This is a genomic window from Psychromarinibacter sp. S121 (assembly GCF_049801035.1).
Classification (GTDB): domain Bacteria; phylum Pseudomonadota; class Alphaproteobacteria; order Rhodobacterales; family Rhodobacteraceae; genus Psychromarinibacter.
The window spans coordinates 555,961-579,956 of record NZ_JBNAGE010000002.1 but is presented as its reverse complement, the minus strand read 5'-3'; the positions used below and the strand labels follow the sequence as shown (position 1 = coordinate 579,956).

Below are 23,996 nucleotides of genomic sequence, written 5' to 3'. Positions count from 1 at the left end.
AGTGGGAAACGCCCTATTCCGTCCGCCGGGCCCGCAACCGCCGTTCCAGCCGCCGAAGCGCCAGCGACAGCGTGATGGTCATCATCAGGTAAATCAGCGCCACGACGTTGTAGGTCTCGAAATAACGAAAGTTGCCTGCCGCCGTCACCTTGCCCAGCTGGGTGATGTCCGTCACTCCCAGCACCGACACCAATGAACTGTCCTTCACCATCGCGACAAAGTCGTTGCCCAGAGGCGGCAGGATCATGCGGAACGCTTGCGGAAATACGATGTGGCGGAACCGTTGCCACCCCGACAGGCCCAGCGCCTCGGCGGCTTCGATCTGGCCCTCGTCGACCGATTGCAGACCGGCGCGGAAAACCTCGGCGATAAAGGCCGAATAGCCAATCGTCAGCGCAAGGATCGCGCGCCACAACAGCGGGAAGTCACGGGTGCGGATCGGCTCGAACCCCAGCCCGGTCGCCGCCCAGTTCCAGGCCGCGACCAGTGCGGGCGCAATGACGAAGGCCACGTACAGCAACAGAACGATGATCGGGATGCCGCGCACGATTTCGATGTAGAACCGCGCCGCCTGCCGCAGCACGAGAAAGCGCGACAGGCAGGCGGAGGCAAGCAAAAGCCCGATGACACAGGCCGAGAAGAAGCCGACGAGCGTCACGAAAATCGTGATGCCGATGCCTTTTGACAGGGTCGTCAGGATCTGCGTGTAAAGGTCGTCCGTCACGACCTCATAGATCATCCAAGCGGCAATGACCCCGGCGACGACCAGCCACCACGGAAAATCCTCGTCGTTCTTCGGAGAGGGTGTCACGCGCGGCACACCGGCATGGATTGCACCGCGCGCGAGGTCTTAGCCGCCGATCTTGTAATCAAGGAACCACTTCTTGTTCAGCGCATCGATCGTGCCGTCTTCCTTCATCGCCGCAATCGCCGCGTTCATCGGTTCGACAAGGTCCGAGCCCTTGGGGAAGATGAACCCGAAATCCTCGGTGCCCAGCTTCTCGCCCACGATCTTCAGCGCGCCGTCCGAGGCGCTGACATAGCCCTCGCCGGCGGTGCCGTCGGTCAGCACAAGGTCGACGTCGCCGGTGCGCAGCGCCTGCACGCCTGCGCCGAAGGTCTCGAACAGCTTGACGCGGGGGTTCGCCTCGTCGCCGTCCAGCACGTCGTAGACCGCCACGTAGAACGGCGTCGTGCCGGGCTGCGCCGCGACCAGAAGGTCGCTGTCGGCCGCGAAGCTGGCGGCGTCCGCGAAACGCTCCTCGTCGCCGCGGACCAGCATGACCATTTCGGACCGCATGTAGGCATCCGAGAAATCGACGACCTCGGCCCGATCCTCGCGGATCGTGATGCCGGTCATGCCAAGGTCGAACTGGCCCTCGGCCACGGCGGGGATCATCGCGTCCCAGCTGATCGTCTCGTATTCGATAGTGATGTTCAGCCGCTCGGCGATCTCGGCCATCGCGTCGTATTCCCAGCCGATGGGATCGCCGCTGGCAGGATCGACGAATTGCAGCGGGGGATAGGCGTTCTCGGTCGCGATCACGACGGTGCGGCCTTCAAGGTCGGGCATATGGCTTTCCGCATGGGCGGAAGTGGTGATGACGGCGCCTGCGGCAAGCGCGGCGGCAATAATCTGACGGCGGTTCATCTCGGGAAATCTCCTGACAAGACAATATGTCTGAACCGAAGCCTATGGCGGCAACGGCCCTGCTTGCAAGGCGCTACAGGTCCTTCACGAAGACCCACGTCTGCACCGGCACGCCGTCCCCGACTTCTTGCCCGAACCGTGTTTCCGAAGTGCGATCCAGCCGCCAGCCGTTGCGGCGGTAAAACGCAGCCGCGCGTTCGTTGCCAACGGCGCATTTCAACCACGCGCGCTCTACGCCGTCTTCCCGCATCTGCGTCTCGGCATCCTGCAACAGAAGCGCGGCCAGCCCGGTGCCACGCGCTTCGGACGCGACGAACAGTTGGTAAAGCTGATCGCGGTCGACGATGCACAGGCCCAGCGGGCGGCCCAGCGGCCCCGCCACCTTCATCCGGGAAAGGCTGTCATGCGTGCGCTTCAGGAACAGGCCGGGCGACCGCTGTTCCACCAGTTCCTCGGGCACGTGCCCCAGATGCCCGTCGCGCCAGGCGGTCCGCCACATCAGCGCCAGCGGTTCGGCCTCTTCCGCTTCGGCCCAACGCAGGTTCAGACCGTTCCGCATGTCTCGCATCCTTCGCGTCGCTTCACGCCGATGGTGCGGGTCTCGCCCCACAGCGCGTCGTAGATCATCATCGAGCCCGTCAGCCCCTGCCCGGCCCCGGTGATGTGCTTGATCGCCTCGACCGCCATCATCGACCCCACGACGCCCGGCAAGGGCCCCAGCACTCCGGCCTCGGCGCAGGACGGCGCAAGGCCCGCCGCCGGGGCCTCGGGGAAGACGCAGCGATAACAGGGAGCGCCCGAGGCCGGGTGAAACACGCTCAGTTGCCCCTCCCACTGGGTCAGCGCGCCCGAGACCAAAGGCACGCCCTCCGCGACGCAGGCCGCGTTGACCGCATAGCGCGTGTCGAAATTGTCCGTGCCGTCCAGAACGATGTCGTACTCGGCCACCAGTTCGCGCGCGATCTCGGGCGTCAGGCGGCGGTTGTAGGGCCGCACGTCGACATAGGGGTTCACCGCCTTCATCGCCGCTTCGGCCGAGAACACCTTGGGCTGCCCGATCCGCCCGTCAGCGTGGATCACCTGCCGTTGCAGGTTGGTCACCTCGACCACGTCCTCGTCGATCACCCCGATCCGGCCCACACCGGCGGCGGCAAGATACAGCAGTGCCGGAGACCCCAGCCCCCCGGCCCCGACGACCAGAACGCTCGCCTTCTTCAGCGCCGCCTGTCCCGGTCCGCCGATCTCGCGCAGGATGATGTGGCGGGCGTAGCGGTCGATCTCGCCCGGTGCGAAGGTGCTGCCCGTTGGCGCGGCCTGCGCCACCTCGGCCTCGCCCGCCACGGCGCGCCGCTTCAACCGCCCCAGCACCAGCGAATAGGCCCACACAGCGACGGCCAGGGCGCCCAGCACCAGCCATTCGCCGACGCTGCCCCCCATCGCCTGCGCGAAACCGCCGCCCCGAGGCGTCACCACCAGCAGCGCGAGGATCAGCACGTACAGCAGCGCGATCATCAGCCACCGCGCATTGCGCGGCGCGCCCAGCCGGCTGCCGAGAAACCAGAGCCCCGCCGCGAGAACGAGGAACCAGACCATCAGCCGCGGCCCGTCGACCCGAAGCCGCCCGCACCGCGCGAGGTCTCGCCCAGCGCCTCGACAAGGTCGAACCGCGCCTGCACCACCGGCGCGACGATCATCTGCGCGATCCGCTCGCCATGCACGACGGTGAACGGCTCGGCGCCCCAATTGACCAGCAGCACGCCCAGAGGGCCGCGATAGTCGGCGTCAATCGTCCCCGGCGCGTTGGGCAGGCCGATGCCGTTCTTGTACGCCAGACCCGACCGCGCCCGGATCTGCACCTCGAACCCCTCGGGGATCTCCAGCCGCAGCCCCGTGGGCACCAGCGCCCGCGCGCCGGGGTCCAGCACCAAGCCGCTGTCCCGGTCCTCGGGCTTCAGGTTCGCCCGCACATCGGCCCCCGCCGCGCCCGCCGTCTCGTAGGAGGGCAGCGGCACATCCGCATCCGCCCAGTCGTCGCGCACCACGCGCAAGATCGGTCCGCTCACGTCATTCCCTCTCGTGCATCCATATGCTTCTTCTGACCGGAAACATCCCCGCCCAAGGCGGAAAACTCACGGCGCCAACGCCTCTGCGATCAGCTCGGCCAGCCGGTTCGCGACCAGCGACTTCCGCATTCGCGGCCAGCGGTCCGCGCCCTTGTCGGTGATCAGAACCACCGCATTCTCGTCACCGCCCATGATCCCGGTCTCGGGCGACACGTCATTCGCCACGATCCAGTCGCAGCCCTTGCGGTCGCGTTTCGCGGTCGCATGCGCCTCGACGTTCTCGGTCTCGGCGGCGAAGCCCACCACCAGCGCGGGGCGGCCGGTTTTCAGCTGCGACACGGTGGCAAGGATATCGGGGTTCTCGGCAAAGGACAGGACGGGCGGCTTGCCGCTGCCGTCCTTCTTGATCTTCTGGCCGTGATCCTCGGCCATCCGCCAGTCGGCCACGGCGGCGGCGAAAACGGCGGCGTCGGCCGGCAGTGCGGCCTCGACGGCGGCCAGCATCTCGCGGGCGGTCTGAACCCTGACCACCTTCACCCCCTCGGGCGGCGGCACGGTGGCCGGTCCGGTGACAAAGGTCACCTCTGCCCCCAGCGCCGCCAGCGACCGCGCCAGCGCGGTACCCTGCGCGCCCGACGAGCGGTTCGCGATATAGCGCACAGGGTCGATCGGTTCGTGCGTCGGACCGGATGTCAGCACGACGTGCTTCCCCTTCAACGGCCCGTCCGCCAGCGCGCCCTCGATGGCCGCGACGATCTCCAAAGGCTCTGACATGCGCCCGGGCCCATGCTCGCCGCAGGCCATGTCTCCCTCGTTCGGGCCGCAAACCAAAACGCCGTCGTCCCGCAGCGTCGCAAGATTGCGCTGGGTCGCGGGGTGGTCCCACATGCGCACGTTCATCGCAGGCGCGATCAGCACACGTTTGTCGGTGGCCAACAGAAGGGTCGAGGCAAGATCGTTTGCGTGCCCGCCCGCCATCTTCGCCATCAGATCGGCAGTTGCGGGCGCTACGACCAGCAGATCGGCGTCGCGCGACAGTTCGATGTGGCCCATCTCGGCCTCGTCGGTCAGGTCGAACAGGTCGCGGTAAACCTTCCGCGCCGCCAGTGCCGATGTGGACAGCGGCGTCACGAATTCCTCGCCCGCCTTGGTGAGCACCGGCGTCACGGTAGCCCCGCGTTCGCGCAGCCGGCGGATCAGGTCCAGCGCCTTGAAGGCCGCGATGCCGCCGCCGATGATCAGGAGAATCCGCTTGCCAGCGAGCATGTATGCCTCGGCTTTCTGGTCAGAAAAGGCCCGGCGTCAGGTCTACGCCGAGCCTTCCGCGAACTCAAGCGCGGGGCCCATCGCCCGGATCGTCACTGGTTGAACGCGGCGCAGGGATCTTCCCGCTCGGCGGCCTCGGTCACCAGCCACAGATCGAAGGGCGGCACGTCGGGCGCGTCGTCCTCGAACTGGCCGAGCGTCAGCACGGTGACATCGGGCGCGGCGCTGGCCAGCGCGCGGGGCAGCCCCCAGTCGCGGCGGGCGTGCCCGTTGCCGGTAATCACCGCCACGGGCCCACCGGTCTGCTTTAACGCCATCAGCGCGGTCTTGGCGAAGGCCGCGTCGCGTAGCCGCTGCGCTTCCAGCATCCCCGGCAGCATCTCTTCCGGCAGCGCACCGCAATGGGCGTCGGCAAGGTCCGCCTCACGCACCGCGGCCTCGTCGCCCGGCAAGGGCAGGTCCAGCCCGTAGTCCCCGGCGCCCGCGCCGAACACCGACGCCGCGCCTTCGCTGATCGACCGGCGCACTTCTTCCCGTGGCAGCGCGGCGCCGTAGATCGCCGCATCGCCGGCGGCTTCGAAGATCGGATGATAGACCGCGAAGTCGGGCCAGCCCTCGGACCACTGCAACGCCGCGCCAAGCGCCTCTGCGTCGCCGGCAAGGGCGGGGTCCCACCCTGCCGCCTGCTCGGGCGTCAACATCTCGAACACGACGGCCGCGTACCCCGTCCCGACGACAGCGGCCTGATTCAGGTGATGCTGCGGATTGTCGTGAACCTCGCCCAACACGACGATATCGGCCCTGGCCAGGTCTGTCAGATCGGCCGCCGTGACCTCTGCCGCCAGCGCCGGCCCCGCAAAAGAAACGGCCGCCGAGAGAACGGCGGCCGTGACGGTAATTCCGAAGCTCTTCATGCGAAGAAGTGAAGCACTTCCCGCGACTGGGACTCAAGGCTTTTGCGCATCTTGCCGAACGCCGCCGCTTCCAGCTGACGCACCCGCTCTTTCGACAGGCCCAGCTCGTTGCCAAGGCTTTCCAGCGTGCGCGGATCTTCCCGCAGCTTGCGTTCCTTCACGATGAACCGCTCGCGGTCGTTCAGGCCGCCCAGCGCCGTCACCAGCCAAACCCGCAGCACGTCGTTGTCCTTGTGGTGTTCGACGGTCTCGGAGGCCTGCGCGCTGTTGTCTTCCAACGTGTCGATCCACTCGCGGCCCTCGTCCTCGACGGACTGGGTCGCGTTCAGCGAGAAGTCGGAACCGGACAGGCGGCCTTCCATCAGTTCGACGTCATGCAACGGCACGCCGACCTCTGTCGCGATCAGTTCGCGCATCTTGTGGCGTTCCAGCGTCTTGCCTTCGGATGCGGCCTCGCGTTCCAGACGGGCCTGAACCCGGCGCATGTTGAAGAACAGAGATTTCTGGGAAGAGGTCGAACCGGTGCGGACCATCGACCAGTTGCGCATCACGTAGTCCTGGATCGAGGCCTTGATCCACCAGACCGCGTAGGTCGAAAAGCGCACGCCGCGGTCGGGGTCGAATTTGTCGGCGGCTTTCATAAGGCCAAGGCTGGCTTCCTGGATCAGGTCGCCCATCGGAGCACCGTAGCGTTTGAACTTCGCAGCCATCGAAATCGCCAGCCGCATGTATGCGTTGATCAGCCTGTGAAGTGACGCTTCGTCCCGCTCGTCGCGCCAGGCGTAGGCAAGTCGCAACTCGGTTTCCGCGTCCAAAAGCTCGGCCTGCATGGCGCGGCGCGGAAGGGTTTGGTCATTGAATCCATCGAGTGGCATGTCTGTCTTCGGCCCCCAAGCCAGTCCGCGAACGCGGAGCACTTATATTTTACCGACAATGCTGTTACGGATCGGCCCCGGTCCCAGATCAATCGGCGCATTTAGATGTCCTTCCAACGCGCACTCGTCCTCGGAGGTTCCCGGTCCGGTAAGTCATTTCTTGCCGAGCGACTGGTCACGGGGCTTCAGGCCCCCTGGACCTACCTGGCCAGCGCGCAAGCCTATGACATTGAAATGTCGGACAGAATATCGACCCACAAGGCGCGCCGCGGGGCTGATTGGCGCACAATTGAAGAGCCAAAAAAAATTTCCGAAACGCTCGGAACCCTCCCGTCCGACGCGCGTGTCCTGTTCGATTGCGCCAGCCTCTGGCTGACCAATCACCTCCTCGGCGAAAGCGATCTTGGGGCCGAAACGGACCGCCTTCTGACCAGCCTATCTAGCTTCGGCGGAACGCTTGTCACGGTCTCGAACGAGGTCGGAAGCGGAATTGTCCCGGAAAATGCGCTGGCCCGCCGGTTCTCGGACGCGCAAGGGCTTCTGAACCAGCGGCTTGCAGCGGATGCCGACCTTGTCGTTCTGGTCGTGGCAGGGCTGCCTTTGGTGCTTAAGGGCGCGCTGCCGGAGTACATGACGTGACCCGGCTGTGGTGGGTGCGCCATGGCCCGACCCACGCGAAGGGAATGATCGGCTGGACGGACCTGCCCGCCGACCTGTCCGACACCGACCGTATCGCGCGCCTGTCCGCCTTCCTGCCTGACGCGCCCGTCATCAGCTCTGACCTCAGCCGCGCCCGCGACACCGCCGACGCACTGTGTGGCGACCGACCCCGGCTGACCGCCGACCCGGCGCTGCGCGAGATGCATTTCGGCGACTGGGAAGGGAAACGCGCCGACACGATGCCGCCAGAGGAGGCCGCCGCGTTGCGCGCGTTCCACGAAAGCCCCGGCACCGTTCCGGCCCCCGGCGGCGAAAGCTGGGATACGCTGTCGGCCCGTGTCTGTGCCGCTGCCGACAATCTGGCGCGCACGCATCGCGGGGGCGACGTGATCGTGGTGGCGCATATGGGTGTGATCCTGACGCAGGTGCAGCGCGCGCTTCGGCTGTCGGCCTACGAAACGCTGGCGATCCGCATCGCGCCGCTATCGGTGACGCGCCTGACGCTGGACGGCGGCTGGCGAGCGTCCGAGATCAATCACGAACCGTGAACGAAAACATCTTCAAAAAGCGTTTCTCTGCGGTGCGGCGTTGCGGCTAGCGTACGGCGCATGACCTATGATCTTTATATCGCCGACCGGAGTTTTTCGTCCTGGTCGCTCCGTGGCTGGCTGATGTTCGCCCGCTTCGGCATCCCTGTCCGTACCCACATGATCGGACTGTACGACGGCACAATGCGGGAAGACCTTGCAGCGCTTGCCCCGGCGCGGCTGGTGCCGGTGATGCGCACGCCCGAAGGCACGGTTGTCGGCGATACGTTGGCGATGGCCGAGACCCTGCACGAACGCCACCCCGACGCCGGCCTCTGGCCCGCCGACCCCGCGCTGCGGGGCCTTGCCCGCTGGATCGTGGCCGAGATGCACTCGGGCTTCGGCGCCTTGCGCGGCGATTGCGCGATGCAATTGCTGTACCGCTACGAAGGGTTCGCCGCGTCCGACGCCGTGCTTGCAGACATCGACCGTGTGCAGGAGCTTTGGGCAACGGCACGCAAGGCCTCTGGTTCCGATACGCCGTGGCTGTTCGGGGACTATTCACTGGCTGACGTGTTCTATGCCCCCGTCGCGGCCCGCATCGCAGGCTATGGCCTGCCGATCGGTGCCAAGGCGCAGTCCTACGTCGACGCCCACCTTGCGCAGCCCGATTTCCGCCGCTGGCGCGCGATGGGTCTGACGAAATCGTATTCGCCGGTCCCTTACGCGCTGGACCTGCCCACCGGCCCTTGGCCCGGCCCTGCGCCGATCCCCGCCCGCGCCGTCGACAGCGGACCGTCGGTGAACGAGACCTGCCCCTATTCCGGCGATCCGGTGACCCATTTCCTTGAAACCGGCGGCAAGGTCTATGGCTTCTGCAACGCCTTCTGCCGTGACAAGACCGTTGCCGATCCGGCGGCGTGGCCGATGTTCACCGCGTTGCTCGAAGCCACGGCTTAACACTTCCTAAACCATCCCTGCCGTACCCGTTAACCACTGTGACTCCAGTCTGACGGAGGGCAAGGGATGGTCGCGCGCGCCTATACCGTGGCGTTCGAAGGGCTCGAGGCGCGCATGGTCGAGGTGCAATGCGCGGTGGCTCCGGGCGTGCCGTGCTTCACCCTCGTCGGCCTGCCGGACAAGGCGGTGTCCGAGGCGAAAGAGCGGGTGCGCGCGGCGCTGGCCACCATGTCGATCGCGCTGCCGTCCAAGCGGATCACGCTGAACCTGTCGCCCGCCGACCTGCCGAAGGAGGGCTCGCATTTCGACCTGCCCATTGCGATGGCGCTGCTTGCCGCGCTGGAGATCCTGCCGAAGGATTCGGTCGAGCACTGCGTCGCGCTGGGGGAACTGTCGCTTGACGGAAGCCTTGTCGCGGTGACCGGCGCCCTGCCCGCGGCGATGGCCGCCGCCGAGGAAGACCGCACCCTGATCTGCCCGCAGGGCTGCGGCGCCGAGGCCGCGTGGGTCGGCGCCTGCACCGTCATCGCGCCCGCATCGCTTGCCGAAACCATCGCGCATTTCACCGGCCAACGGGTGCTGGACCCCGCCTCTCCGGGCGAGGTCACCGACCCCGCCCGCACCCGCGACCTGCGCGAAGTGAAGGGGCAGGAACGCGCCAAGCGTGCGCTTGAGATCGCGGCGGCCGGGCGGCATCACGTTCTGATGGTCGGCACGCCCGGTTCCGGCAAGTCGATGCTGGCCGCCCGGTTGCCGGGCATCCTGCCCCCGCTGTCCCCCGCCGAGGCGCTGGAGACCTCGATGATCCACTCGCTGACCGGGTTGCTGGACGAGGGCGGCATCTCGCGCACACGCCCGTTCCGCGAACCGCACCACACCGCGTCGATGGCCGCCATCGTCGGCGGCGGGCGCAGCGCGAAGCCCGGAGAGATCTCGCTGGCGCACAATGGGGTGCTGTTCATGGACGAATTCCCCGAGTTCTCGCGACAGGTGCTGGAGACCCTGCGCCAGCCGATCGAGACCGGAGAGGTCGTCGTCGCCCGCGCCAACGCCCATGTCCGCTATCCCTGCCGCTTCATGCTGGTGGCGGCGGCGAACCCCTGCAAATGCGGCTATCTCAGCGATCCGAACCGCGCCTGCGGGCGGGCGCCCAACTGCGGCGAGGATTACATGGGCCGGATCTCGGGGCCTTTGATGGATCGGTTCGATCTGCGGATCGACGTGCCGCCGGTGTGCTACACCGACCTCGATCTGCCCGAAGGCGGCGACAGTTCCGCCACCGTCGCCGCGCGCGTGGCCGAAGCGCGGGCGCGGCAATTGGCGCGCTACGCGGACTTTCCCGGCACGCGGTCCAACGCCGATGCGGAAGGGGCGTCGCTGACGTCCTGTGCCACGCCGGATGCCGCGGGCAGCGCGCTGCTGTCACAGGTGGCGGAACGCTTCGGACTGACAGCGCGAGGCTATCACAGGGTGCTCAGGGTCGCGCGCACCATCGCCGACCTCGAAGGAAGCGACGCGGTGGGCCGTGCCCATGTGGCCGAAGCCGTCAGCTTCCGGCTTGCCGACGCGCCAGTGCCGCAACAATGAACCGCGCCGCCTTGTGAAGCGAGGCGTTGGCCTCTGGTACCATCCCGTGAAACAGCTGCCAGACGTGCGGCGCATCCGCCTGCACGTCCTGCTCGACGAAGGCGCCGTTTTCGCGCAGCACGCGGACCATGCGCACCGCGTCGTCGCGCAGGATCTCGGTTTCCGACCACGAAACGAAGGCCGGCGGGCAGCCCGGAAAGCGGGCGAACAGCGGCGAAACGCGCGGATCGTCGGGCTCCAGCGCACCGACCACAAGGTCTCGGATCTCGTGGACGCGGGCGGCCGGCAACAGCACGTCGGTCGCGGCATTGTCCTTCAGCGACGCGCCGGACAGGGTCAGATCGGTCCAGGGTGAGAAGGCGACGATCCCCGCCGGTCGCTGCCCCTCGGCCAGCACATGCGCCAGCAGCGCCAGCGCAAGCCCGCCGCCCGCGCTGTCGCCGGCGATGACGATCTCGTGCGGGCGATAGCCGTAGCCCAACAACGCCTCCCACGAGGCGACGGCGGCGTGGAAGGCAGCCGGCGCGGGGGATTCCGGGGCAAGCGGATAGTCCGGAAGATACAGGCGGTGCCCGGTCTGGCGCGCCAACCGACCCGCCAGTTCCCAATAGGTGCCGGGGCTGCCGATGATGTAGGCGCCGCCGTGCAGGTACAGGATCACGCCGGGCTTCGGATCGTCCCGGCCCATGACGAACAGACCCGGCGCCAGCGCGCCTTCGGCCTTAGCATAGCGGGTGCCGCGCACGCTGCGGAACGCCAGCGTCGCCGACAGACGGAAGGCGGTGCGGGCCAGCCCCCAGTTTCGCACGCGGCCCATGACCGGATAGGCGGTCCAATGCAAGGACCGCCGCAGCGCTGCAAGCTGCCAGCTCATTTTCCGGCGCGTTTCGCCTCGATCGCATCCCAGATCAGGCCAGCGGCATTGGTGCCGTCGAAGCGCTCAAGCTCTTGCAGACCGGTGGGCGAGGTCACGTTGATCTCGGTCAGGTAATCGCCGATCACGTCGATGCCCACGAAGATCTGGCCATATTCCTTCAGCCGCGGTCCGATGGCGGCGCAGATCTCGCGGTCGCGGGCGGTGAGTTCCACCTTCTCGGCGCGGCCGCCCACGTGCATGTTCGACCGGGTCTCGCCCGGCTGCGGCACGCGGTTGATCGCGCCGACCGGTTCGCCATCGACAAGGATCACCCGCTTGTCGCCCGCGCTGACGTCGGGAAGGTATTTCTGCGCGATCAGCGGCTCGCGGCTCATGCCGGTGAACAGCTCGTGCAGCGAGCTGAGGTTGCGGTCGTTCGGGTCCAGACGGAATACGCCCGCACCGCCATTGCCGTACAGAGGCTTCAGGATGATGTCGCCGTGCTCTTCCTTGAAGGCGCGGATCGCACCAAGGTCGCGGGCGATCAGCGTGGGCGGGATCAGTTCGGGGAACTGCAGCACCAGCAGCTTCTCAGGACAGTTGCGGACCCAGAACGGATCGTTCACCACCAGCGTCCCGGGCATCAGCCGCTCCAGCAGGTGCGTCGTGGTGATGTAGCCCATGTCGAACGGCGGGTCCTGCCGCAGCCAGACGACATCGAAATCGCCAAGGTCGACGGTCTGCCGCTCGCCCAGATCGAAATGGTCGCCCTTCACCCGCTTCACGGTCAGCGGCCAGCCGTTCGCCGTCACCTTGCTTTCCCGCCACGACAGGTGGTCGGGCGTGTAGTAGAACAGCGAATGACCGCGCGCCTGCGCTTCCTCCGCCAGACGAAAGGTGCTGTCGGCGTCGATGTCGATCGGGCCGATCGGGTCCATCTGGATGGCGACTTTGAGGGACATGTCCGGGGCTCCGCGCAAGTTGGATCGCCCCTTACATGGCGCAGGCACCCCGGAACGGCAAGGCGCTAGAAGGCCAGCGCGTTTTCCAGGATCTGGATCTCGCCGCGACCGTCCACCAATGCGGCGTCGACCTGCATCTCTGTGGCCTGGCCCATGGGCATCCGGCCAAGGTAGCAACTGGCCGACGTCAGGATGCGGTCAACCTGCCGCTGGGTGATCCGCGCCGCCGCCAGCGCGAAGTCCCGCGCCTTCTTGACCTCGACAAAAACCAGCGCGCCCGCTTTTTCGAAGATCAGGTCGATTTCACCGCCCGGTCCGCGCCAGCGTTGTTCGCGCAAGGCGTAGCCGCGCCGCTGATAATCGCGTGCGACGATCTCTTCCGCTGCCAGACCGGAGTAATAGGAAACCCGACCGCCCATATCGCACACTCCGCAACCGGCCACACTGGCCTTGTCCAACCTTCGGGCCGAAAACCAGCCCGGGAATATCAGTCCTCGTCGCGATCCAGCCGCAGCGCCGCCTGATAGACGTCGCGCTTCGGCAGACCCAGCGCACCGGCCACCGCTGCCGCCGCATCCTTCACGCTCATGTCTTCCAGCGCCGCCCGCAGCGCCGTCTCCATGTCCTGTTCCGAGGCCTCTTCCCGGCCCCGGTCCACCACCAGCACGATCTCTCCCTTCGGTGGGCGCTCCGCGGTGGCGGCCGCAAGTTCGCCAAGCGTGCCGCGCAGAGTTTCCTCGAACCGCTTCGTCAGTTCCCGGCAGACTGCCGCCTGCCTTTCCTCGCCCGCAACCTCGCACAGTTCATATAATGTTCGGTTAATGCGTTTCGGGCTCTCGTAAATCACCAGCGTCGCCGGGACCTTCGCGATCTCCGCCATCCAGCTTTTGCGCGCTCCGGCCGCCGCTGGCGGAAAGCCCGCGAACAGGAACCGGTCGGTGGGAAGCCCCGCCACCGTCAGCGCCGCCGTGACCGCCGAGGGGCCCGGCACCGGCACCACCCTGATCCCCTCGGCCACCGCCTCGCGCGCAAGGGGATAGCCCGGATCGGCCACCAGCGGCGTGCCCGCCTCGGACGCGTAAGCCACTGACTTTCCTTCCTGCATCAGTCGAATCAGCCGCGGCCGGACCTCGGCTCCGTTATGGTCGTGATACGCGATCATCGGGCGGTCGCCGGCGGCGATCCCGTGCAATTGCATCAGGTGTCTCAACGTGCGCGTGTCTTCCGCCGCCAGCACGTCGGCCGACGCCAGAACGTCAAGCGCGCGGAGCGTGATGTCGCGGGCCGCACCCAGCGGCGTGGCGACGAAATACAGCCCGGCGGGAAGCTGCCTGATCTCTACGGTCACGAATTTCCCTCGCGTTTGGCAGACGTTTACTCTCCTCGTTGTAGCGCATAGTCTGACCCGGCCTGCAAGCGCAGCACAAAGGCCAAGGACAGACCATGACGACCACTTTCCGCCGGACCCGCCGCCAAGCGGTGCGGCTTCTCGCTATCGCCTCTGCTCTCTGGCTTGCTGCCTGTGACAGCCTTCCGACCCCGTCCCCGAACGGCCCGCGCCTGAACGCGGGCGACCCGGTGCAGGTTGCGCTTCTGGTGCCCGCAGGCTCTGGACAGGCCGGGGACGAGGCGCTGGCGCAGTCGCTTGAAAACGCCGCCCGTCTCGCCATGGCCGAACTGCAGGGGGTCGAGATCGACCTGCGCGTCTATCGCACCGCCGGCGACGCGCAGACTGCCGCGACCGTCGCCGCCGAAGCCGTCAGCGACGGCGCAAAGATCCTGCTGGGCCCGGTCTATGCCGCCTCTGCCAACGCGGCGGGCGCCGCCGTGGCCAGCCGTGGCGTGAACGTCCTGAGCTTCTCGAACAACACCGGCATCGCGGGCGGAAACGTCTTCGTGCTGGGCCATACGTTCGAAAACACCGCAAGCCGCCTGACCTCGTATGCCGTCGGTCAGGGCAAATCGAACATCATGATCGCCTACGGCAACGACACCGCCGAACGGCAGGGACGCGACGCCATCGCAAACGCGATCGGCGTGTATGGCGGTTCGCTGGCGGGCGAGACCTCGTTCGAGTTGTCGCAGAACGGCGTCGTTCAGGCCGTCAGCGAAGTGACCGACACCGCGAAAGCCTCGGGCGCGAACGCGATCTTCTACACCTCCGGCACGGCGGGCGCGCTGCCGATCCTGACCCAGCTGGTCAGCGAAAACGGCATCGACCCGACCGAAACGCAGTTCATCGGCCTGCAGCGGTGGGACATCCCGCCCAGCGCCCCCGACCTGCCCGGCCTGCAGGGTGGCTGGTTCGCCCTGCCCTCGCCCAGCCTGACCCGCCAGTTCGAAGCCCGCTACGAGGCCGCCTATGGCGAGCCGCCGCACCCGATCGCCGGGCTTGCCTTCGACGGCATCGCCGCGATCGGCGCTCTGGTCAGCGCGGGCAACGCAGGATCGCTGTCGGCCGCGGCGCTGACGCAACCCACGGGCTTCGTCGGCGTGAACGGGATCTTCCGGTTCCGGCCCGACGGCACGAACGAACGCGGTCTGGCCATCGCCACGATCATCGACAAGCAGGTAACCGTCATTGACCCCGCCCCCCGAAGCTTCGCTGGCGCCGGCCTCTGACGGATCGCCGGCCCGGGACCACGTTCCGGGCCCCGCCGACCAGACCGACGACCTGATCCTGCCCGCAGCGCAGGTGTTCGACGCCGACGCCGTGACGGCGCGGCTGGAAGAGGCCTGCCGCGACGCGGCCGACGACAAGGCGATCCGCGCCGCCGCGGTGTCGATCCTTGGCGCGGCGCTGAAGGACGGGCGCGAAGCCATCGCCGCCGCGTTCCGCGCCGATCCGCTGAACGCCTGGCCGACGGTCCACGCCTATTCGCACCTGACCGACGGCGTCGTCACCGCGGTCTTCCGCATCGCGACGCAGTACATCCACCCGCTGTCGAACCCCACCGACGCCGAGCGCATCGCGGTGCTGGCCGTCGGCGGCTATGGCCGTGCAGAGATGGCGCCATTCTCGGACGTCGACCTGCTGTTCCTGACGCCCTACAAGATCACCGCGTGGGCGGAGAGCGTGATCGAGTCCATGCTCTACATCTTCTGGGATCTGCACCTGAAGGTCGGCCATTCCAGCCGCACCGTGAAGGATTGCGTCCGGCTGGCCAAGGACGACTACACGATCCGCACCGCGCTGCTGGAACACCGGTTCGTCGACGGCTTCGCCCCGCTTGAGAAAGAGCTGAAGCGCCGGCTATGGAACGACCTGTTCAAAGGCACCGCGACCGAGTTCATCGAGGCGAAGCTGGACGAGCGCGCCAAGCGGCACCGCAAGCAGGGCGGCCAGAGGTACATGGTCGAGCCCAACGTGAAAGAGGGCAAGGGCGGCCTGCGGGACCTGCAATCGCTGTTCTGGATCGACAAGTACGTGCATGGCGTGGAATCCGCCGCCGACCTCGTGGAACTCGGGGTGTTCCGGCAGGACGAATACGACGCGTTTCTCGCGGCAGAGGATTTCCTGATGGCGGTTCGGTGCCACCTGCACCTGATCACCAACCGCGCGATGGACCAGCTGACCTTCGACATGCAGGTCGAGGTGGCCGAGGCGATGGGCTATGTCGACGCCGCCGGCCGGCCCGCGGTCGAGATCTTCATGCAGGACTACTTCCGCCACGCGACCGAGGTGGGCGAACTGACCCGCATCTTCCTGACCGCCCTGGAAGAACGGCACGTCAAGAAGGAACCCAAGCTCGTCGGCCTGTTCAAGCGGCGTCGGAAGGTCCGCGACGGCTACAAGATCGTCAACAACCGCCTCGCCATCGCGGACGAAACCGCGTTTCTGTCCGACAAGCTGAACCTTCTGCGGATCTTCGAGGAGGGTCTGCGCACCGGCCTGCTGATCCACCCGGACGCGATGCGCCTTGTCACCGCGAACCTCAAGCTGATCGACGACGACATGCGGTCGGACAAGGAAGCCACCCGCATCTTCCGTGACCTGCTGCTGAAGCACGGCAACCCGGAACGCGCGCTGCGGCGGATGAACGAGCTTGGGGTGCTGGGCACCTTCATCCCGGAATTCGCGCCCATCGTCGCGATGATGCAGTTCAACATGTACCACTCGTACACGGTGGACGAGCACACCATCCAATGCATCTCGACCCTCGCGCAGATCGAGCGCGGCGAACTGGTCGAGGAACTGCCGATCGCCAGCAAGATCCTGAAGGAAGGCGTGAACCGCCGGGTGCTGTACGTGGCCCTGTTGTGCCACGACATCGGCAAGGGGCGCGACGAGGACCATTCGGTCGTAGGCGCCAAGCTGGCGCGGACCATCGCGCCCCGGCTCGGGCTGAAGCCGGGCGAGTGCGTCACCGTCGAATGGCTGGTGCGCTATCACCTGCTGATGTCGGACATGGCGCAGAAACGCGACATCGCCGACCCGCGCACCGTGCGCGACTTCGCCAAGGCGGTTCAGACCAAGGAACGGCTGGATCTGCTGACCGTGCTGACCGTCTGCGACATACGTGGCGTCGGGCCGGGCGTGTGGAACAACTGGAAGGCTGCGCTGCTGCGCGCGCTGTACCGTCAGACCGCCCGCGCGATGGAAGACGGGCTGGAGGCGCTGAACCGCGGCCAGCGCAGCACCGAGGCGAAGCGCAACCTGCGCGAGGCGCTGGAAGGCTGGGAAAACAAAGAGATCAAGGCCGAGATCGACCGCCACTACGAACCCTACTGGCAGGGACTGCACGTCACCGCCCATGTCGATTTCGCCGAACTGCTGCGCGGCCTTGGCGCCGACGAGTTGCGGCTGAAGCTGACCCCGGACGAGGATCGCGACGCCACCCGCGTGACCTTCACGCTGGCCGACCACCCCGGCATCTTCTCGCGTCTGTGCGGCGCGCTGGCGCTGGTCGGCGCCGACATCAAGGACGCGCGCACCTTCACCACGAAGGACGGCTGGGTCACCGCCGCGTTCTGGATTCAGGACAGCGAGGGCTCGCCCTACGAAGCCAGCCGTCTGCCGCGCCTGCGCCAGATGATCGAGAAGACGCTGCGCGGCGAGATCAAACCGACCGAGGCGATGCGCCAGCGCGACAAGCTGAAGAAGCGCGAGGCCGCGTTCCGCGTTCCCACCTCGATCGTGTTCGACAATGAAGGCTCTGAAATCTACACGATCATCGAGGTCGACACGCGCGACCGTCCGGGCCTGCTGTACGACCTGACCCGCACGCTGGCCGCCGACAACATCCAGATCTCCAGCGCGGTGATCGCGACTTATGGCGAACAGGTGGTGGACAGCTTCTATGTGAAGGACATGTTCGGGCTGAAGCTGTATTCCGAGAACCGACAGCGGTCTCTGGAACGCAAGCTGCGCGAAGCCATCGAACAGGGTGCGATCCGCGCCAAGGAAGCATGACAGGGCGCAAGCTGGGTCGGCAAGGGCTGGCCCGGCTTGCGCCGACACAGCGATAACACGGGGCAGATTTCGCCCCAGCCGGGACTTCCATCCAAGATGAAACCCATCCGTCTCATGGCCGCCTTCTTCACCGTCGGGGTCTGGACCATGGCGAGCCGCCTTCTGGGCTTCGCCCGCGACATCATGATTGCGGCCTACCTTGGCTCTGGCCCGGTGGCCGAGGCATTCCTGATCGCCTTCTCTCTGCCGAACATGTTCCGCCGCTTCTTCGCGGAAGGCGCGTTCAACATGGCATTCGTGCCGCTGTTCTCGAAAAAGCTCGAGACAGACCAGAACCCGAAAGGCTTCGCGCAGGACGCGTTCTCGGGGCTGGCGACGGTGCTGATCGCCTTCTCGCTGATCGCACAGGCGGCGATGCCGTGGCTGGTGCTGGCGATGGCATCCGGCTTTCGCGGGGACGAGCGGTTCGACCTTGCGGTGGTCTTCGGGCGGATCGCCTTTCCCTACATCCTGTTCATCTCGCTGGCGGCGCTGCTGTCGGGCGTGCTGAACGCGACCGGCCGCTTTGCCGCCGCAGCCGCCGCACCTGTGCTGCTGAACGTGCTGTTCGTGTCGGCCATGGTGCTTGCGAACGCGCTGGGGTGGCCCGTGGGACTGACGCTAGCGTGGACCGTGCCGATTGCAGGCATCGCGCAGCTTGCGCTGGTCTGGACCGCCGCCGCGCGCGCCGGGTATCGGCTGGTGCCGACCCGCCCCCGTCTGACGCCGGAACTGAAGCGGCTGGCCCGCATCGCCGCCCCTGCCGCGCTGGCTGGCGGAGTGGTGCAGGTGAACCTGCTGATCGGGCGGCAGGTCGCCAGCTTCTTCGAGGGCGCGGTCGCGTGGCTCAACTATGCCGACCGGCTGTACCAGCTGCCGCTGGGCGTGGTCGGCATCGCCATCGGCGTGGTGCTGTTGCCGGACCTGTCCCGCCGCCTTGGCGCAGGCGACACCGCGGGCGGGCGCGACGCTTTCAACCGTGCGGCCGAGATCAGCCTGGCGCTGACGATCCCCGCCGCCGTGGCTTTGGTCGCAATCCCGCTGACCCTGATCGGCGTGCTGTTCCAGCGCGGCGCGTTCGGCGCGGACGATACCGCGGCGACGGCGCTTGCGGTCGCGGTCTACGGGCTGGGCCTGCCGGCCTTCGTCCTGCAAAAAGTGCTGCAACCGCTTTACTTCGCGCGCGAGAACACCCGCACCCCGTTCTATTACGCGCTTGGATCGATGGTGGTGAACGCGGTGGTCGCGATCGGGCTTGCGCCCTTCGTGGGCTATATCGCGGCGGCGCTTGGCACGACGCTGGCGGGGTGGTCGATGGTGCTTCAGCTATGGCTCGGCTCGCGCCGCTATGGCGAGGCGGCGATGCTGGACGACCGGTTCAAGCGGCGCATCTGGCGGATCATCGTCGCTGCGCTGCTGATGGGCGTCGTGCTGTGGTTCGGCAACCTGCTTCTCAGCCCGATGCTGGGCGGCGGCTCGTGGCGCTATCTCGGGCTGGCGATCCTCGTGACCGCTGGCATCGTCAGCTATTTCGCGCTGGCGCACTGGCTGGGCGGTCTGCCGCTGAAGGATATCCGCAAGACGCTGCGGCGCTGACCTAGCGCTGGCGCAGACGGTCCATCACCCGCGCCCAGCCGCCGGGGCTGACCACGAAGGACAGCAGGAACCCTGTGGCGAAGCCGGCAAGGTCGCCGACCCAGTCGAGCCCGCCGCCGAACAGCAGACCGAACAGCAGCTGGAACGCCATCAGGAAGCCGATCAGGAAGAACGCCCGCGCCTGCGGCCCGCCGCTGGCGGCAAGCCGGGTCCACAGCAGGAAGGTGAAGGCGCCGATCAATCCGTATGCCGCCGGGTAGCCGCCGAACAGCGGCATCTGCGACGGAAGCACAAGGCTGTAGACCAGCCCCGAAACGATCGAGGCCCCGAAGAACACCACCAGCACCGCCCAGGCCGCGAAGATCTCGGCCACCATCTTGCCCAGTGCAAGGATGAAGACGATCACGAAAATCGCGTGACCGAAGCTGGCGTGGATGAACGGATACGCGACCAGCCGCAGCAGATGTTCGGGCGGCCACGTGCCTTGAGTCCACATCGCGCGAAACAGTTCCGGTACGACCGAGAACCGCTGGATCAGCGCAAGCCGCCAGCCCACCGCCTCGGGTCCGCCCACAAGCCCGCGCTCGCCGAGTTGCAGCACAACCTCGACCCCGACGATGGCAAGCGCCAGCAGCACCACGACGGGCGGCAGCGCGTTGAACGGACTTTCGCTGTGAGGGTCGGTGCTGCTCATATTCGGGCTTCCTTGACGGCCATTGCCCTTGGCGTTACGCGAGTGCGGCGCAGAAATCCAGACGGAGACACTCATGGCCGCGTTCACTCCCCGCGTCTTTTCGGGCATCCAGCCTTCGGGCGGCCTGACCCTGGGCAACTACCTGGGCGCGATGAAACGCTTCGTCACGATGCAGGACGAGGGGAAATTCGAGACGGTCTACTGCATGGTGGACCTGCATGCGATCACCGTCTGGCAGGACCCCGCCGCCCTGACCCGCGCCACCCGCGAATTGTGCGCCGGGTTCATCGCCGCGGGCATCGACCCGTCGAAATCGATCCTGTTCAACCAAAGCCAGGTCGCCGAGCACGCGCAGCTTGCCTGGATCTTCAACTGCGTCGCCCGCATGGGCTGGATGCAGCGGATGACCCAGTGGAAGGACAAGGCCGGGAAGAACTCGCAGAACGCCTCGCTTGGGCTGTTCGCCTATCCCGCGCTGATGGCGGCGGACATTCTGGTGTATCACGCCACCCACGTGCCGGTGGGCGAGGATCAGAAGCAGCACCTGGAACTGACACGCGATATCGCGATCAAGTTCAACAACGACTTCGGCGTGGACTTCTTCCCCGAAACCGAGCCGGTGATCGAGGGCGCCGCCACGCGGGTCATGAGCCTGCGCGACGGGTCCAAGAAGATGTCGAAGTCCGACCCTTCCGACATGAGCCGGATCAACCTGACCGACGACGCCGACACCATCGCCCAGAAGATCCGCAAGGCGCGCACCGATCCCGAGGCGCTGCCGTCCGAGGTCGACGGGCTGGACGAGCGTCCCGAGGCCCGGAACCTGGTGAACATCTACGCCGCCCTGTCCGAGACCACCCCCGACGCGGTGCTGGCCGACCACGGCGGAAGCCAGTTCTCGGCCTTCAAACCGGCGCTGGCGGATCTGGCCGTCGACAAGCTGGCGCCGATCTCGACCGAGATGTCGCGCCTGATGGAAGACCCCGCCGAGATCGACCGCATCCTTGCGCAGGGCGCGGCGCAGGCCCGCGAAATCGCGGCGCCGGTGCTGAAAAAGACCTACGAGATCGTGGGGATGGTCGGGGCCTGAGGGGGCTCTGCCCCCGCGCGCGCTGCGCGCTCCCCCGGGATATTTCCAGACCAAAGAAGGGGCGGCGCGGACTGGCTCAGTCCGCGTAGATCTCGACCTCGTAGTCCAGTTCCGAGGTGACACCGGTTCCGTAGAACCCGCCCTCGACCGGCATGGTCGCGGCCTGATCGGGCGCGGCGGACAGCGCGACATGGCCGTCGGTCACCGGCAGCCCGTGCGTCGGGTCATAGCCCTGCCAGCCGTGGCCCGGCAGGAAGACTTCGGGCCATGCGTGCAGGTGGCGCTGGCCGTCGACGCTTTCCGCGTGGGCCTGATAGCCGCTGACGAAACGGGCCGGGATGCCCTGTGTGCGGGCGGCCTCCATGAACAGGACGGTCAGGTCCCGGCACGCGCCCCGCGCGGTGCGCAGGGTGACCGCCGCAGGCTGCGCCGCGCCGTCGGGGCGGATGTGCCGGTCGGTGCGGGAGAACAACGTCTCGTTCAGTCGCTCGAGGAACGCCGCCGCTTCCCAGTCGGAGGTGCGCACGATCTCTTCGGCGAAGGCGGTCACCGCCGGATCGGCCGCGGCCGCTGGAAGGTAAGCGGGTTCGCCGGTGCCGCGCGGCCATGGCAGCGGCGGCAGGTCGGCGCGCGAGACGGGCGGCGGCGCGATCGTGTCGAGTTCAAACGCGCTTTCGAAGGCCAGAAGGTCGGCGGAGTGACCGAATTCCAGCTCGGTTACCGGATTGCCGAACGGGTCCAGCGCATCGCGCCGCGTGGCCGGTTCCGGGGCGACGTGGATTTCCTGGTAGTGCAGCGCGACGTTCTGCCCGCGCGGCGACAGGCGCAGGCGGTGCGTGCCGAAGCGCACCGGCTCGGAATAGCGGTAGACCGTCGCGTGGCGGACCGAAAAGCGCATCTCACCCCCTGCGCCTGAGTGTGGCCCCGATTGCAACCGGCCAGCCGGGTCCGGTCAAGCCTTTGACATGCAAAGCATGCCGCCCGCCGGGGCACGGGATGAAAACTTGTGCACCGGCAGGTCCGTGACTTGTGGATGAAACTTATCCCCGACTTTCCGAAGTCCGGCGGCGGCTCCGGGGGCATTGTCACATTCCCGATTCGCGCTTGTCATCTGGCGTGCACATGGCCTTCCTAGCGTCCGCCCCATCGGACGAAGCGTGCGCGCGGACACGTATGTTTTTCAGCACCGGTTCATTGGGCGCCGCGCTTGGTTCGACGACAGTCCTGGCTGGCCGCAGATCGTCCCGTCAGCGCGTGGTCTCGCGACCCGCGTACCCCGGTCGGGCCAGGCGAATACGGGCGGTCCCCAACCGCCGAAACCTGCCTTGCGCCTCCGGTCAATTGACGGCCGGAGGCGTTTTCTTTGCCTGCGCTGGACCTCTGCCTGACGGAGGCCTAGGGTCGCGCGGCAATCGTGGGAGGCACAGACATGGCGACCGGCAGCAACATCCACACCTGGTATGAAGGCACGTGGCACAAGGGCGACGTCCCGATCATGCGCGCGGCGGATCACGGGGCGTGGCTGGGCACCACGGTGTTCGACGGCGCACGCTATGTCGACGGGGTGGCGCCGGACCTGGAACCGCACATGGCGCGGGTCAACCGGTCGGCCGAGGCGCTGATGCTGACGCCGTCGAAGACGACGGCCGAGATCGTCGAGATCGTGCAAGAGGGGCTTGCGCTGTTTCCGAAGGATGCCGCCGTTTACATCCGCCCGATGTACTGGGGCATCGAGGGCGGGCACCTTGGCATCCTGCCGGGCGATGCGCCTGCCGGCTTCTGCGTCTGCCTCGAAGAGATCCCGATGGCCGCGCCGGACCTGTCGGTGACGTTGACCACCACGCAATTCCGCCGCCCGGTGCTGGAGAACGCGGTGGTGAACGCGAAAGCGGGCTGCCTGTACCCCAACAACGCGCGGATGCTGCGCGAAGCGCTGTCGAAGGGCTACAGCAACGCATTGGTGGCCGACGCCATGGGCAACGTGGCAGAGACGGCCAGCGCCAATATCTTCATGGTGAAGGACGGCGAGGTCTTCACGCCGATCCCGAACGGCACCTTCTTGGCAGGCATCACCCGCGCGCGTCACATCTCGAACCTGACCGCCGACGGCGTGGCGGTACACGAGACTGTGCTGGGCTTCGACGACTTCCGCGCGGCGGACGAGGTGTTCATGTCCGGCAACCTGATGAAGGTGACCCCGGTGACCGAATTCGACGGCACGCATTACCAGGTCGGTCCGATGACGCGCCGCGTGCGCGAGCTGTACTGGGACTGGGCGCGCTCGGGCCAATAACCCCGCCGGCAAACCGCCTGTCACCGGCGGGCTTGCCTGCCCGCAGCCCCTGCGCCATTATCCGGCGGACGAACGGAGTGCCCCCTGCATGCGCAAGTTCCTCGTGATCCTCGACGACAGCCGCGAATGCCTGAACGCGATGCGTTTCGCCGCGATGCGCGCGGCCAACACCGGCGGCGGTGTCCAGATCCTTTCGATCATACCGCCCGAAGAGTTCCAGCACTGGATCGGCGTCGGCGCCATCATGCGCGAAGAGGCCCGCGAGCGGATCGAGGCGCATTACGAGGTCTTCGCCAAGTGGATGCGCGACCGGCAGGGGATCGACCCCGAGCTGGTGATCCGCGAGGGAGAGTCGGTGCCCGAAATCCTCGCGCAGATCCGCGAGGATGCGGACATCGGCGTGCTCGTTCTGGGTGCGGGCGTCGACAAGGGCGGTCCGGGGCCTCTGGTCAGCCAGATGTCCCGCAACGCCGGCACGCTGCCGGTGCCGATCACGATCGTGCCGGGCGACATGTCGAAGGAACGGCTAGAGGCGGTGACCTGAAGCCGT

General features: G+C 67.1%; 24 protein-coding genes. 10 read left to right on the top strand and 14 right to left on the bottom strand.

What is annotated here, in order from left to right; all coding sequences use genetic code 11:
* Positions 1 to 13 precede the first annotated feature (13 nt).
* From ACP156_RS11150 to ACP156_RS11115, 8 genes are all read right to left on the bottom strand, one after another.
* Complete coding sequence (locus ACP156_RS11150; RefSeq protein ID WP_425051401.1) at positions 14 to 811, bottom strand: amino acid ABC transporter permease; 798 nt, start codon at positions 809 to 811, stop codon at positions 14 to 16.
* A gap of 39 nt (positions 812 to 850) precedes the next feature.
* Complete coding sequence (locus ACP156_RS11145) at positions 851 to 1,651, bottom strand: transporter substrate-binding domain-containing protein (RefSeq protein WP_425051400.1); 801 nt, start codon at positions 1,649 to 1,651, stop codon at positions 851 to 853.
* A 73-nt stretch (positions 1,652 to 1,724) separates the two neighbouring features.
* Positions 1,725 to 2,210, bottom strand: a complete 486-nt coding sequence (locus ACP156_RS11140) for a GNAT family N-acetyltransferase (protein WP_425051399.1) — start codon at positions 2,208 to 2,210, stop codon at positions 1,725 to 1,727.
* On the bottom strand, positions 2,195 to 3,244 hold the full coding sequence (locus ACP156_RS11135) for a HesA/MoeB/ThiF family protein (protein ID WP_425051398.1): 1,050 nt from the start codon (positions 3,242 to 3,244) through the stop codon (positions 2,195 to 2,197). The genes ACP156_RS11140 and ACP156_RS11135 overlap by 16 nt, the downstream gene beginning before the upstream one ends.
* On the bottom strand, positions 3,244 to 3,714 hold the full coding sequence (gene dut / locus ACP156_RS11130; RefSeq protein ID WP_425051397.1) for a dUTP diphosphatase: 471 nt from the start codon (positions 3,712 to 3,714) through the stop codon (positions 3,244 to 3,246). Before dut ends, ACP156_RS11135 begins: the two co-directional genes overlap by 1 nt.
* Before the next feature lie 66 nt (positions 3,715 to 3,780).
* Entirely contained in the window at positions 3,781 to 4,980 is a 1,200-nt protein-coding gene (gene coaBC, locus ACP156_RS11125) for a bifunctional phosphopantothenoylcysteine decarboxylase/phosphopantothenate--cysteine ligase CoaBC (protein ID WP_425051396.1), read from the bottom strand.
* A 92-nt stretch (positions 4,981 to 5,072) separates the two neighbouring features.
* On the bottom strand, positions 5,073 to 5,894 hold the full coding sequence (locus tag ACP156_RS11120) for a ChaN family lipoprotein (protein ID WP_425051395.1): 822 nt from the start codon (positions 5,892 to 5,894) through the stop codon (positions 5,073 to 5,075).
* Complete coding sequence (locus ACP156_RS11115; RefSeq protein ID WP_425051394.1) at positions 5,891 to 6,769, bottom strand: RNA polymerase factor sigma-32; 879 nt, start codon at positions 6,767 to 6,769, stop codon at positions 5,891 to 5,893. Before ACP156_RS11115 ends, ACP156_RS11120 begins: the two co-directional genes overlap by 4 nt.
* Positions 6,770 to 6,874: 105 nt before the next feature.
* On the opposite strand from ACP156_RS11115, the gene cobU reads away from it, so the two are divergent.
* The 4 genes from cobU (at position 6,875) to ACP156_RS11095 (ending at position 10,503) form a co-directional block, all read left to right on the top strand.
* Positions 6,875 to 7,408 carry a bifunctional adenosylcobinamide kinase/adenosylcobinamide-phosphate guanylyltransferase gene (cobU, locus tag ACP156_RS11110; RefSeq protein WP_425051393.1) on the top strand — a complete coding sequence of 178 codons (534 nt, stop codon included), beginning with the start codon at positions 6,875 to 6,877 and terminating at the stop codon, positions 7,406 to 7,408.
* The gene (locus ACP156_RS11105) at positions 7,405 to 7,977 is read left to right on the top strand and encodes a histidine phosphatase family protein (protein ID WP_425051392.1); all 573 of its coding nucleotides are present in this window, start codon (positions 7,405 to 7,407) and stop codon (positions 7,975 to 7,977) included. Before cobU ends, ACP156_RS11105 begins: the two co-directional genes overlap by 4 nt.
* Before the next feature lie 60 nt (positions 7,978 to 8,037).
* A complete protein-coding gene (locus tag ACP156_RS11100) occupies positions 8,038 to 8,916 on the top strand; it encodes a glutathione S-transferase N-terminal domain-containing protein (RefSeq protein ID WP_425051391.1) in 879 nt (292 codons plus the stop codon).
* A gap of 66 nt (positions 8,917 to 8,982) precedes the next feature.
* Entirely contained in the window at positions 8,983 to 10,503 is a 1,521-nt protein-coding gene (locus ACP156_RS11095) for a YifB family Mg chelatase-like AAA ATPase (RefSeq protein ID WP_425051390.1), read from the top strand.
* Here the strand turns inward: ACP156_RS11095 and ACP156_RS11090 are convergent.
* The 4 genes from ACP156_RS11090 to rsmI form a co-directional block, all read right to left on the bottom strand.
* Entirely contained in the window at positions 10,463 to 11,377 is a 915-nt protein-coding gene (locus ACP156_RS11090) for an alpha/beta hydrolase fold domain-containing protein (protein WP_425051389.1), read from the bottom strand. The genes ACP156_RS11095 and ACP156_RS11090 overlap by 41 nt on opposite strands.
* Entirely contained in the window at positions 11,374 to 12,321 is a 948-nt protein-coding gene (gene gshB / locus ACP156_RS11085) for a glutathione synthase (protein ID WP_425051388.1), read from the bottom strand. Before gshB ends, ACP156_RS11090 begins: the two co-directional genes overlap by 4 nt.
* Positions 12,322 to 12,386: 65 nt before the next feature.
* Positions 12,387 to 12,740, bottom strand: coding sequence for a YraN family protein (locus ACP156_RS11080; protein WP_425051387.1), 354 nt, complete (start codon positions 12,738 to 12,740; stop codon positions 12,387 to 12,389).
* A 68-nt stretch (positions 12,741 to 12,808) separates the two neighbouring features.
* Entirely contained in the window at positions 12,809 to 13,669 is an 861-nt protein-coding gene (gene rsmI / locus ACP156_RS11075; protein WP_425051386.1) for a 16S rRNA (cytidine(1402)-2'-O)-methyltransferase, read from the bottom strand.
* 95 nt (positions 13,670 to 13,764) lie between these two features.
* Here rsmI and ACP156_RS11070 point away from each other — a divergent pair, with 95 nt between their 5' ends.
* The 3 genes from ACP156_RS11070 to murJ all read left to right on the top strand — a co-directional run bounded on the left by ACP156_RS11070 (position 13,765) and on the right by murJ (position 19,369).
* A complete protein-coding gene (locus ACP156_RS11070; protein WP_425051385.1) occupies positions 13,765 to 14,943 on the top strand; it encodes a penicillin-binding protein activator in 1,179 nt (392 codons plus the stop codon).
* Positions 14,903 to 17,734 carry a [protein-PII] uridylyltransferase gene (locus ACP156_RS11065; RefSeq protein ID WP_425051384.1) on the top strand — a complete coding sequence of 944 codons (2,832 nt, stop codon included), beginning with the start codon at positions 14,903 to 14,905 and terminating at the stop codon, positions 17,732 to 17,734. Before ACP156_RS11070 ends, ACP156_RS11065 begins: the two co-directional genes overlap by 41 nt.
* Before the next feature lie 96 nt (positions 17,735 to 17,830).
* Positions 17,831 to 19,369: a murein biosynthesis integral membrane protein MurJ gene (gene murJ / locus ACP156_RS11060; RefSeq protein WP_425051383.1), complete on the top strand. Its 1,539-nt coding sequence runs from the start codon at positions 17,831 to 17,833 to the stop codon at positions 19,367 to 19,369.
* A gap of 1 nt (position 19,370) precedes the next feature.
* On the opposite strand, the gene ACP156_RS11055 is transcribed toward murJ, so the two are convergent.
* Positions 19,371 to 20,063, bottom strand: a complete 693-nt coding sequence (locus ACP156_RS11055; protein ID WP_425051382.1) for a rhomboid family intramembrane serine protease — start codon at positions 20,061 to 20,063, stop codon at positions 19,371 to 19,373.
* A gap of 73 nt (positions 20,064 to 20,136) precedes the next feature.
* On the opposite strand from ACP156_RS11055, the gene trpS reads away from it, so the two are divergent.
* Positions 20,137 to 21,153: a tryptophan--tRNA ligase gene (trpS, locus tag ACP156_RS11050; RefSeq protein WP_425051381.1), complete on the top strand. Its 1,017-nt coding sequence runs from the start codon at positions 20,137 to 20,139 to the stop codon at positions 21,151 to 21,153.
* A 76-nt stretch (positions 21,154 to 21,229) separates the two neighbouring features.
* Here trpS and ACP156_RS11045 read toward each other — a convergent pair whose 3' ends face one another.
* On the bottom strand, positions 21,230 to 22,051 hold the full coding sequence (locus ACP156_RS11045; protein WP_425051380.1) for a transglutaminase family protein: 822 nt from the start codon (positions 22,049 to 22,051) through the stop codon (positions 21,230 to 21,232).
* Positions 22,052 to 22,582: 531 nt separating this feature from the next.
* Between ACP156_RS11045 and ACP156_RS11040 the strand changes: the two genes are divergently transcribed.
* The gene (locus ACP156_RS11040; RefSeq protein WP_425051379.1) at positions 22,583 to 23,446 is read left to right on the top strand and encodes a branched-chain amino acid aminotransferase; all 864 of its coding nucleotides are present in this window, start codon (positions 22,583 to 22,585) and stop codon (positions 23,444 to 23,446) included.
* Between the two features lie 88 nt (positions 23,447 to 23,534).
* The gene (locus ACP156_RS11035) at positions 23,535 to 23,990 is read left to right on the top strand and encodes a universal stress protein (protein WP_425051378.1); all 456 of its coding nucleotides are present in this window, start codon (positions 23,535 to 23,537) and stop codon (positions 23,988 to 23,990) included.
* The last annotated feature ends 6 nt before the right edge of the window (positions 23,991 to 23,996 follow it).

What these genes read in the sequence shown, in the direction of transcription:
- ACP156_RS11145 (WP_425051400.1), bottom strand. Translation starts at nt 1,651, where the DNA reads ATGAACCGCCGTCAGATTATTGCCGCCGCGCTTGCCGCAGGCGCCGTC.
- ACP156_RS11140 (WP_425051399.1), bottom strand. Translation starts at nt 2,210, where the DNA reads ATGCGGAACGGTCTGAACCTGCGTTGGGCCGAAGCGGAAGAGGCCGAA.
- ACP156_RS11135 (WP_425051398.1), bottom strand. Translation starts at nt 3,244, where the DNA reads ATGGTCTGGTTCCTCGTTCTCGCGGCGGGGCTCTGGTTTCTCGGCAGC.
- coaBC (WP_425051396.1), bottom strand. Translation starts at nt 4,980, where the DNA reads ATGCTCGCTGGCAAGCGGATTCTCCTGATCATCGGCGGCGGCATCGCG.
- ACP156_RS11120 (WP_425051395.1), bottom strand. Translation starts at nt 5,894, where the DNA reads ATGAAGAGCTTCGGAATTACCGTCACGGCCGCCGTTCTCTCGGCGGCC.
- ACP156_RS11115 (WP_425051394.1), bottom strand. Translation starts at nt 6,769, where the DNA reads ATGCCACTCGATGGATTCAATGACCAAACCCTTCCGCGCCGCGCCATG.
- cobU (WP_425051393.1), top strand. Translation starts at nt 6,875, where the DNA reads ATGTCCTTCCAACGCGCACTCGTCCTCGGAGGTTCCCGGTCCGGTAAG.
- ACP156_RS11100 (WP_425051391.1), top strand. Translation starts at nt 8,038, where the DNA reads ATGACCTATGATCTTTATATCGCCGACCGGAGTTTTTCGTCCTGGTCG.
- ACP156_RS11095 (WP_425051390.1), top strand. Translation starts at nt 8,983, where the DNA reads ATGGTCGCGCGCGCCTATACCGTGGCGTTCGAAGGGCTCGAGGCGCGC.
- ACP156_RS11090 (WP_425051389.1), bottom strand. Translation starts at nt 11,377, where the DNA reads ATGAGCTGGCAGCTTGCAGCGCTGCGGCGGTCCTTGCATTGGACCGCC.
- gshB (WP_425051388.1), bottom strand. Translation starts at nt 12,321, where the DNA reads ATGTCCCTCAAAGTCGCCATCCAGATGGACCCGATCGGCCCGATCGAC.
- ACP156_RS11080 (WP_425051387.1), bottom strand. Translation starts at nt 12,740, where the DNA reads ATGGGCGGTCGGGTTTCCTATTACTCCGGTCTGGCAGCGGAAGAGATC.
- ACP156_RS11070 (WP_425051385.1), top strand. Translation starts at nt 13,765, where the DNA reads ATGACGACCACTTTCCGCCGGACCCGCCGCCAAGCGGTGCGGCTTCTC.
- murJ (WP_425051383.1), top strand. Translation starts at nt 17,831, where the DNA reads ATGAAACCCATCCGTCTCATGGCCGCCTTCTTCACCGTCGGGGTCTGG.
- ACP156_RS11055 (WP_425051382.1), bottom strand. Translation starts at nt 20,063, where the DNA reads ATGAGCAGCACCGACCCTCACAGCGAAAGTCCGTTCAACGCGCTGCCG.
- trpS (WP_425051381.1), top strand. Translation starts at nt 20,137, where the DNA reads ATGGCCGCGTTCACTCCCCGCGTCTTTTCGGGCATCCAGCCTTCGGGC.
- ACP156_RS11045 (WP_425051380.1), bottom strand. Translation starts at nt 22,051, where the DNA reads ATGCGCTTTTCGGTCCGCCACGCGACGGTCTACCGCTATTCCGAGCCG.
- ACP156_RS11040 (WP_425051379.1), top strand. Translation starts at nt 22,583, where the DNA reads ATGGCGACCGGCAGCAACATCCACACCTGGTATGAAGGCACGTGGCAC.
- ACP156_RS11035 (WP_425051378.1), top strand. Translation starts at nt 23,535, where the DNA reads ATGCGCAAGTTCCTCGTGATCCTCGACGACAGCCGCGAATGCCTGAAC.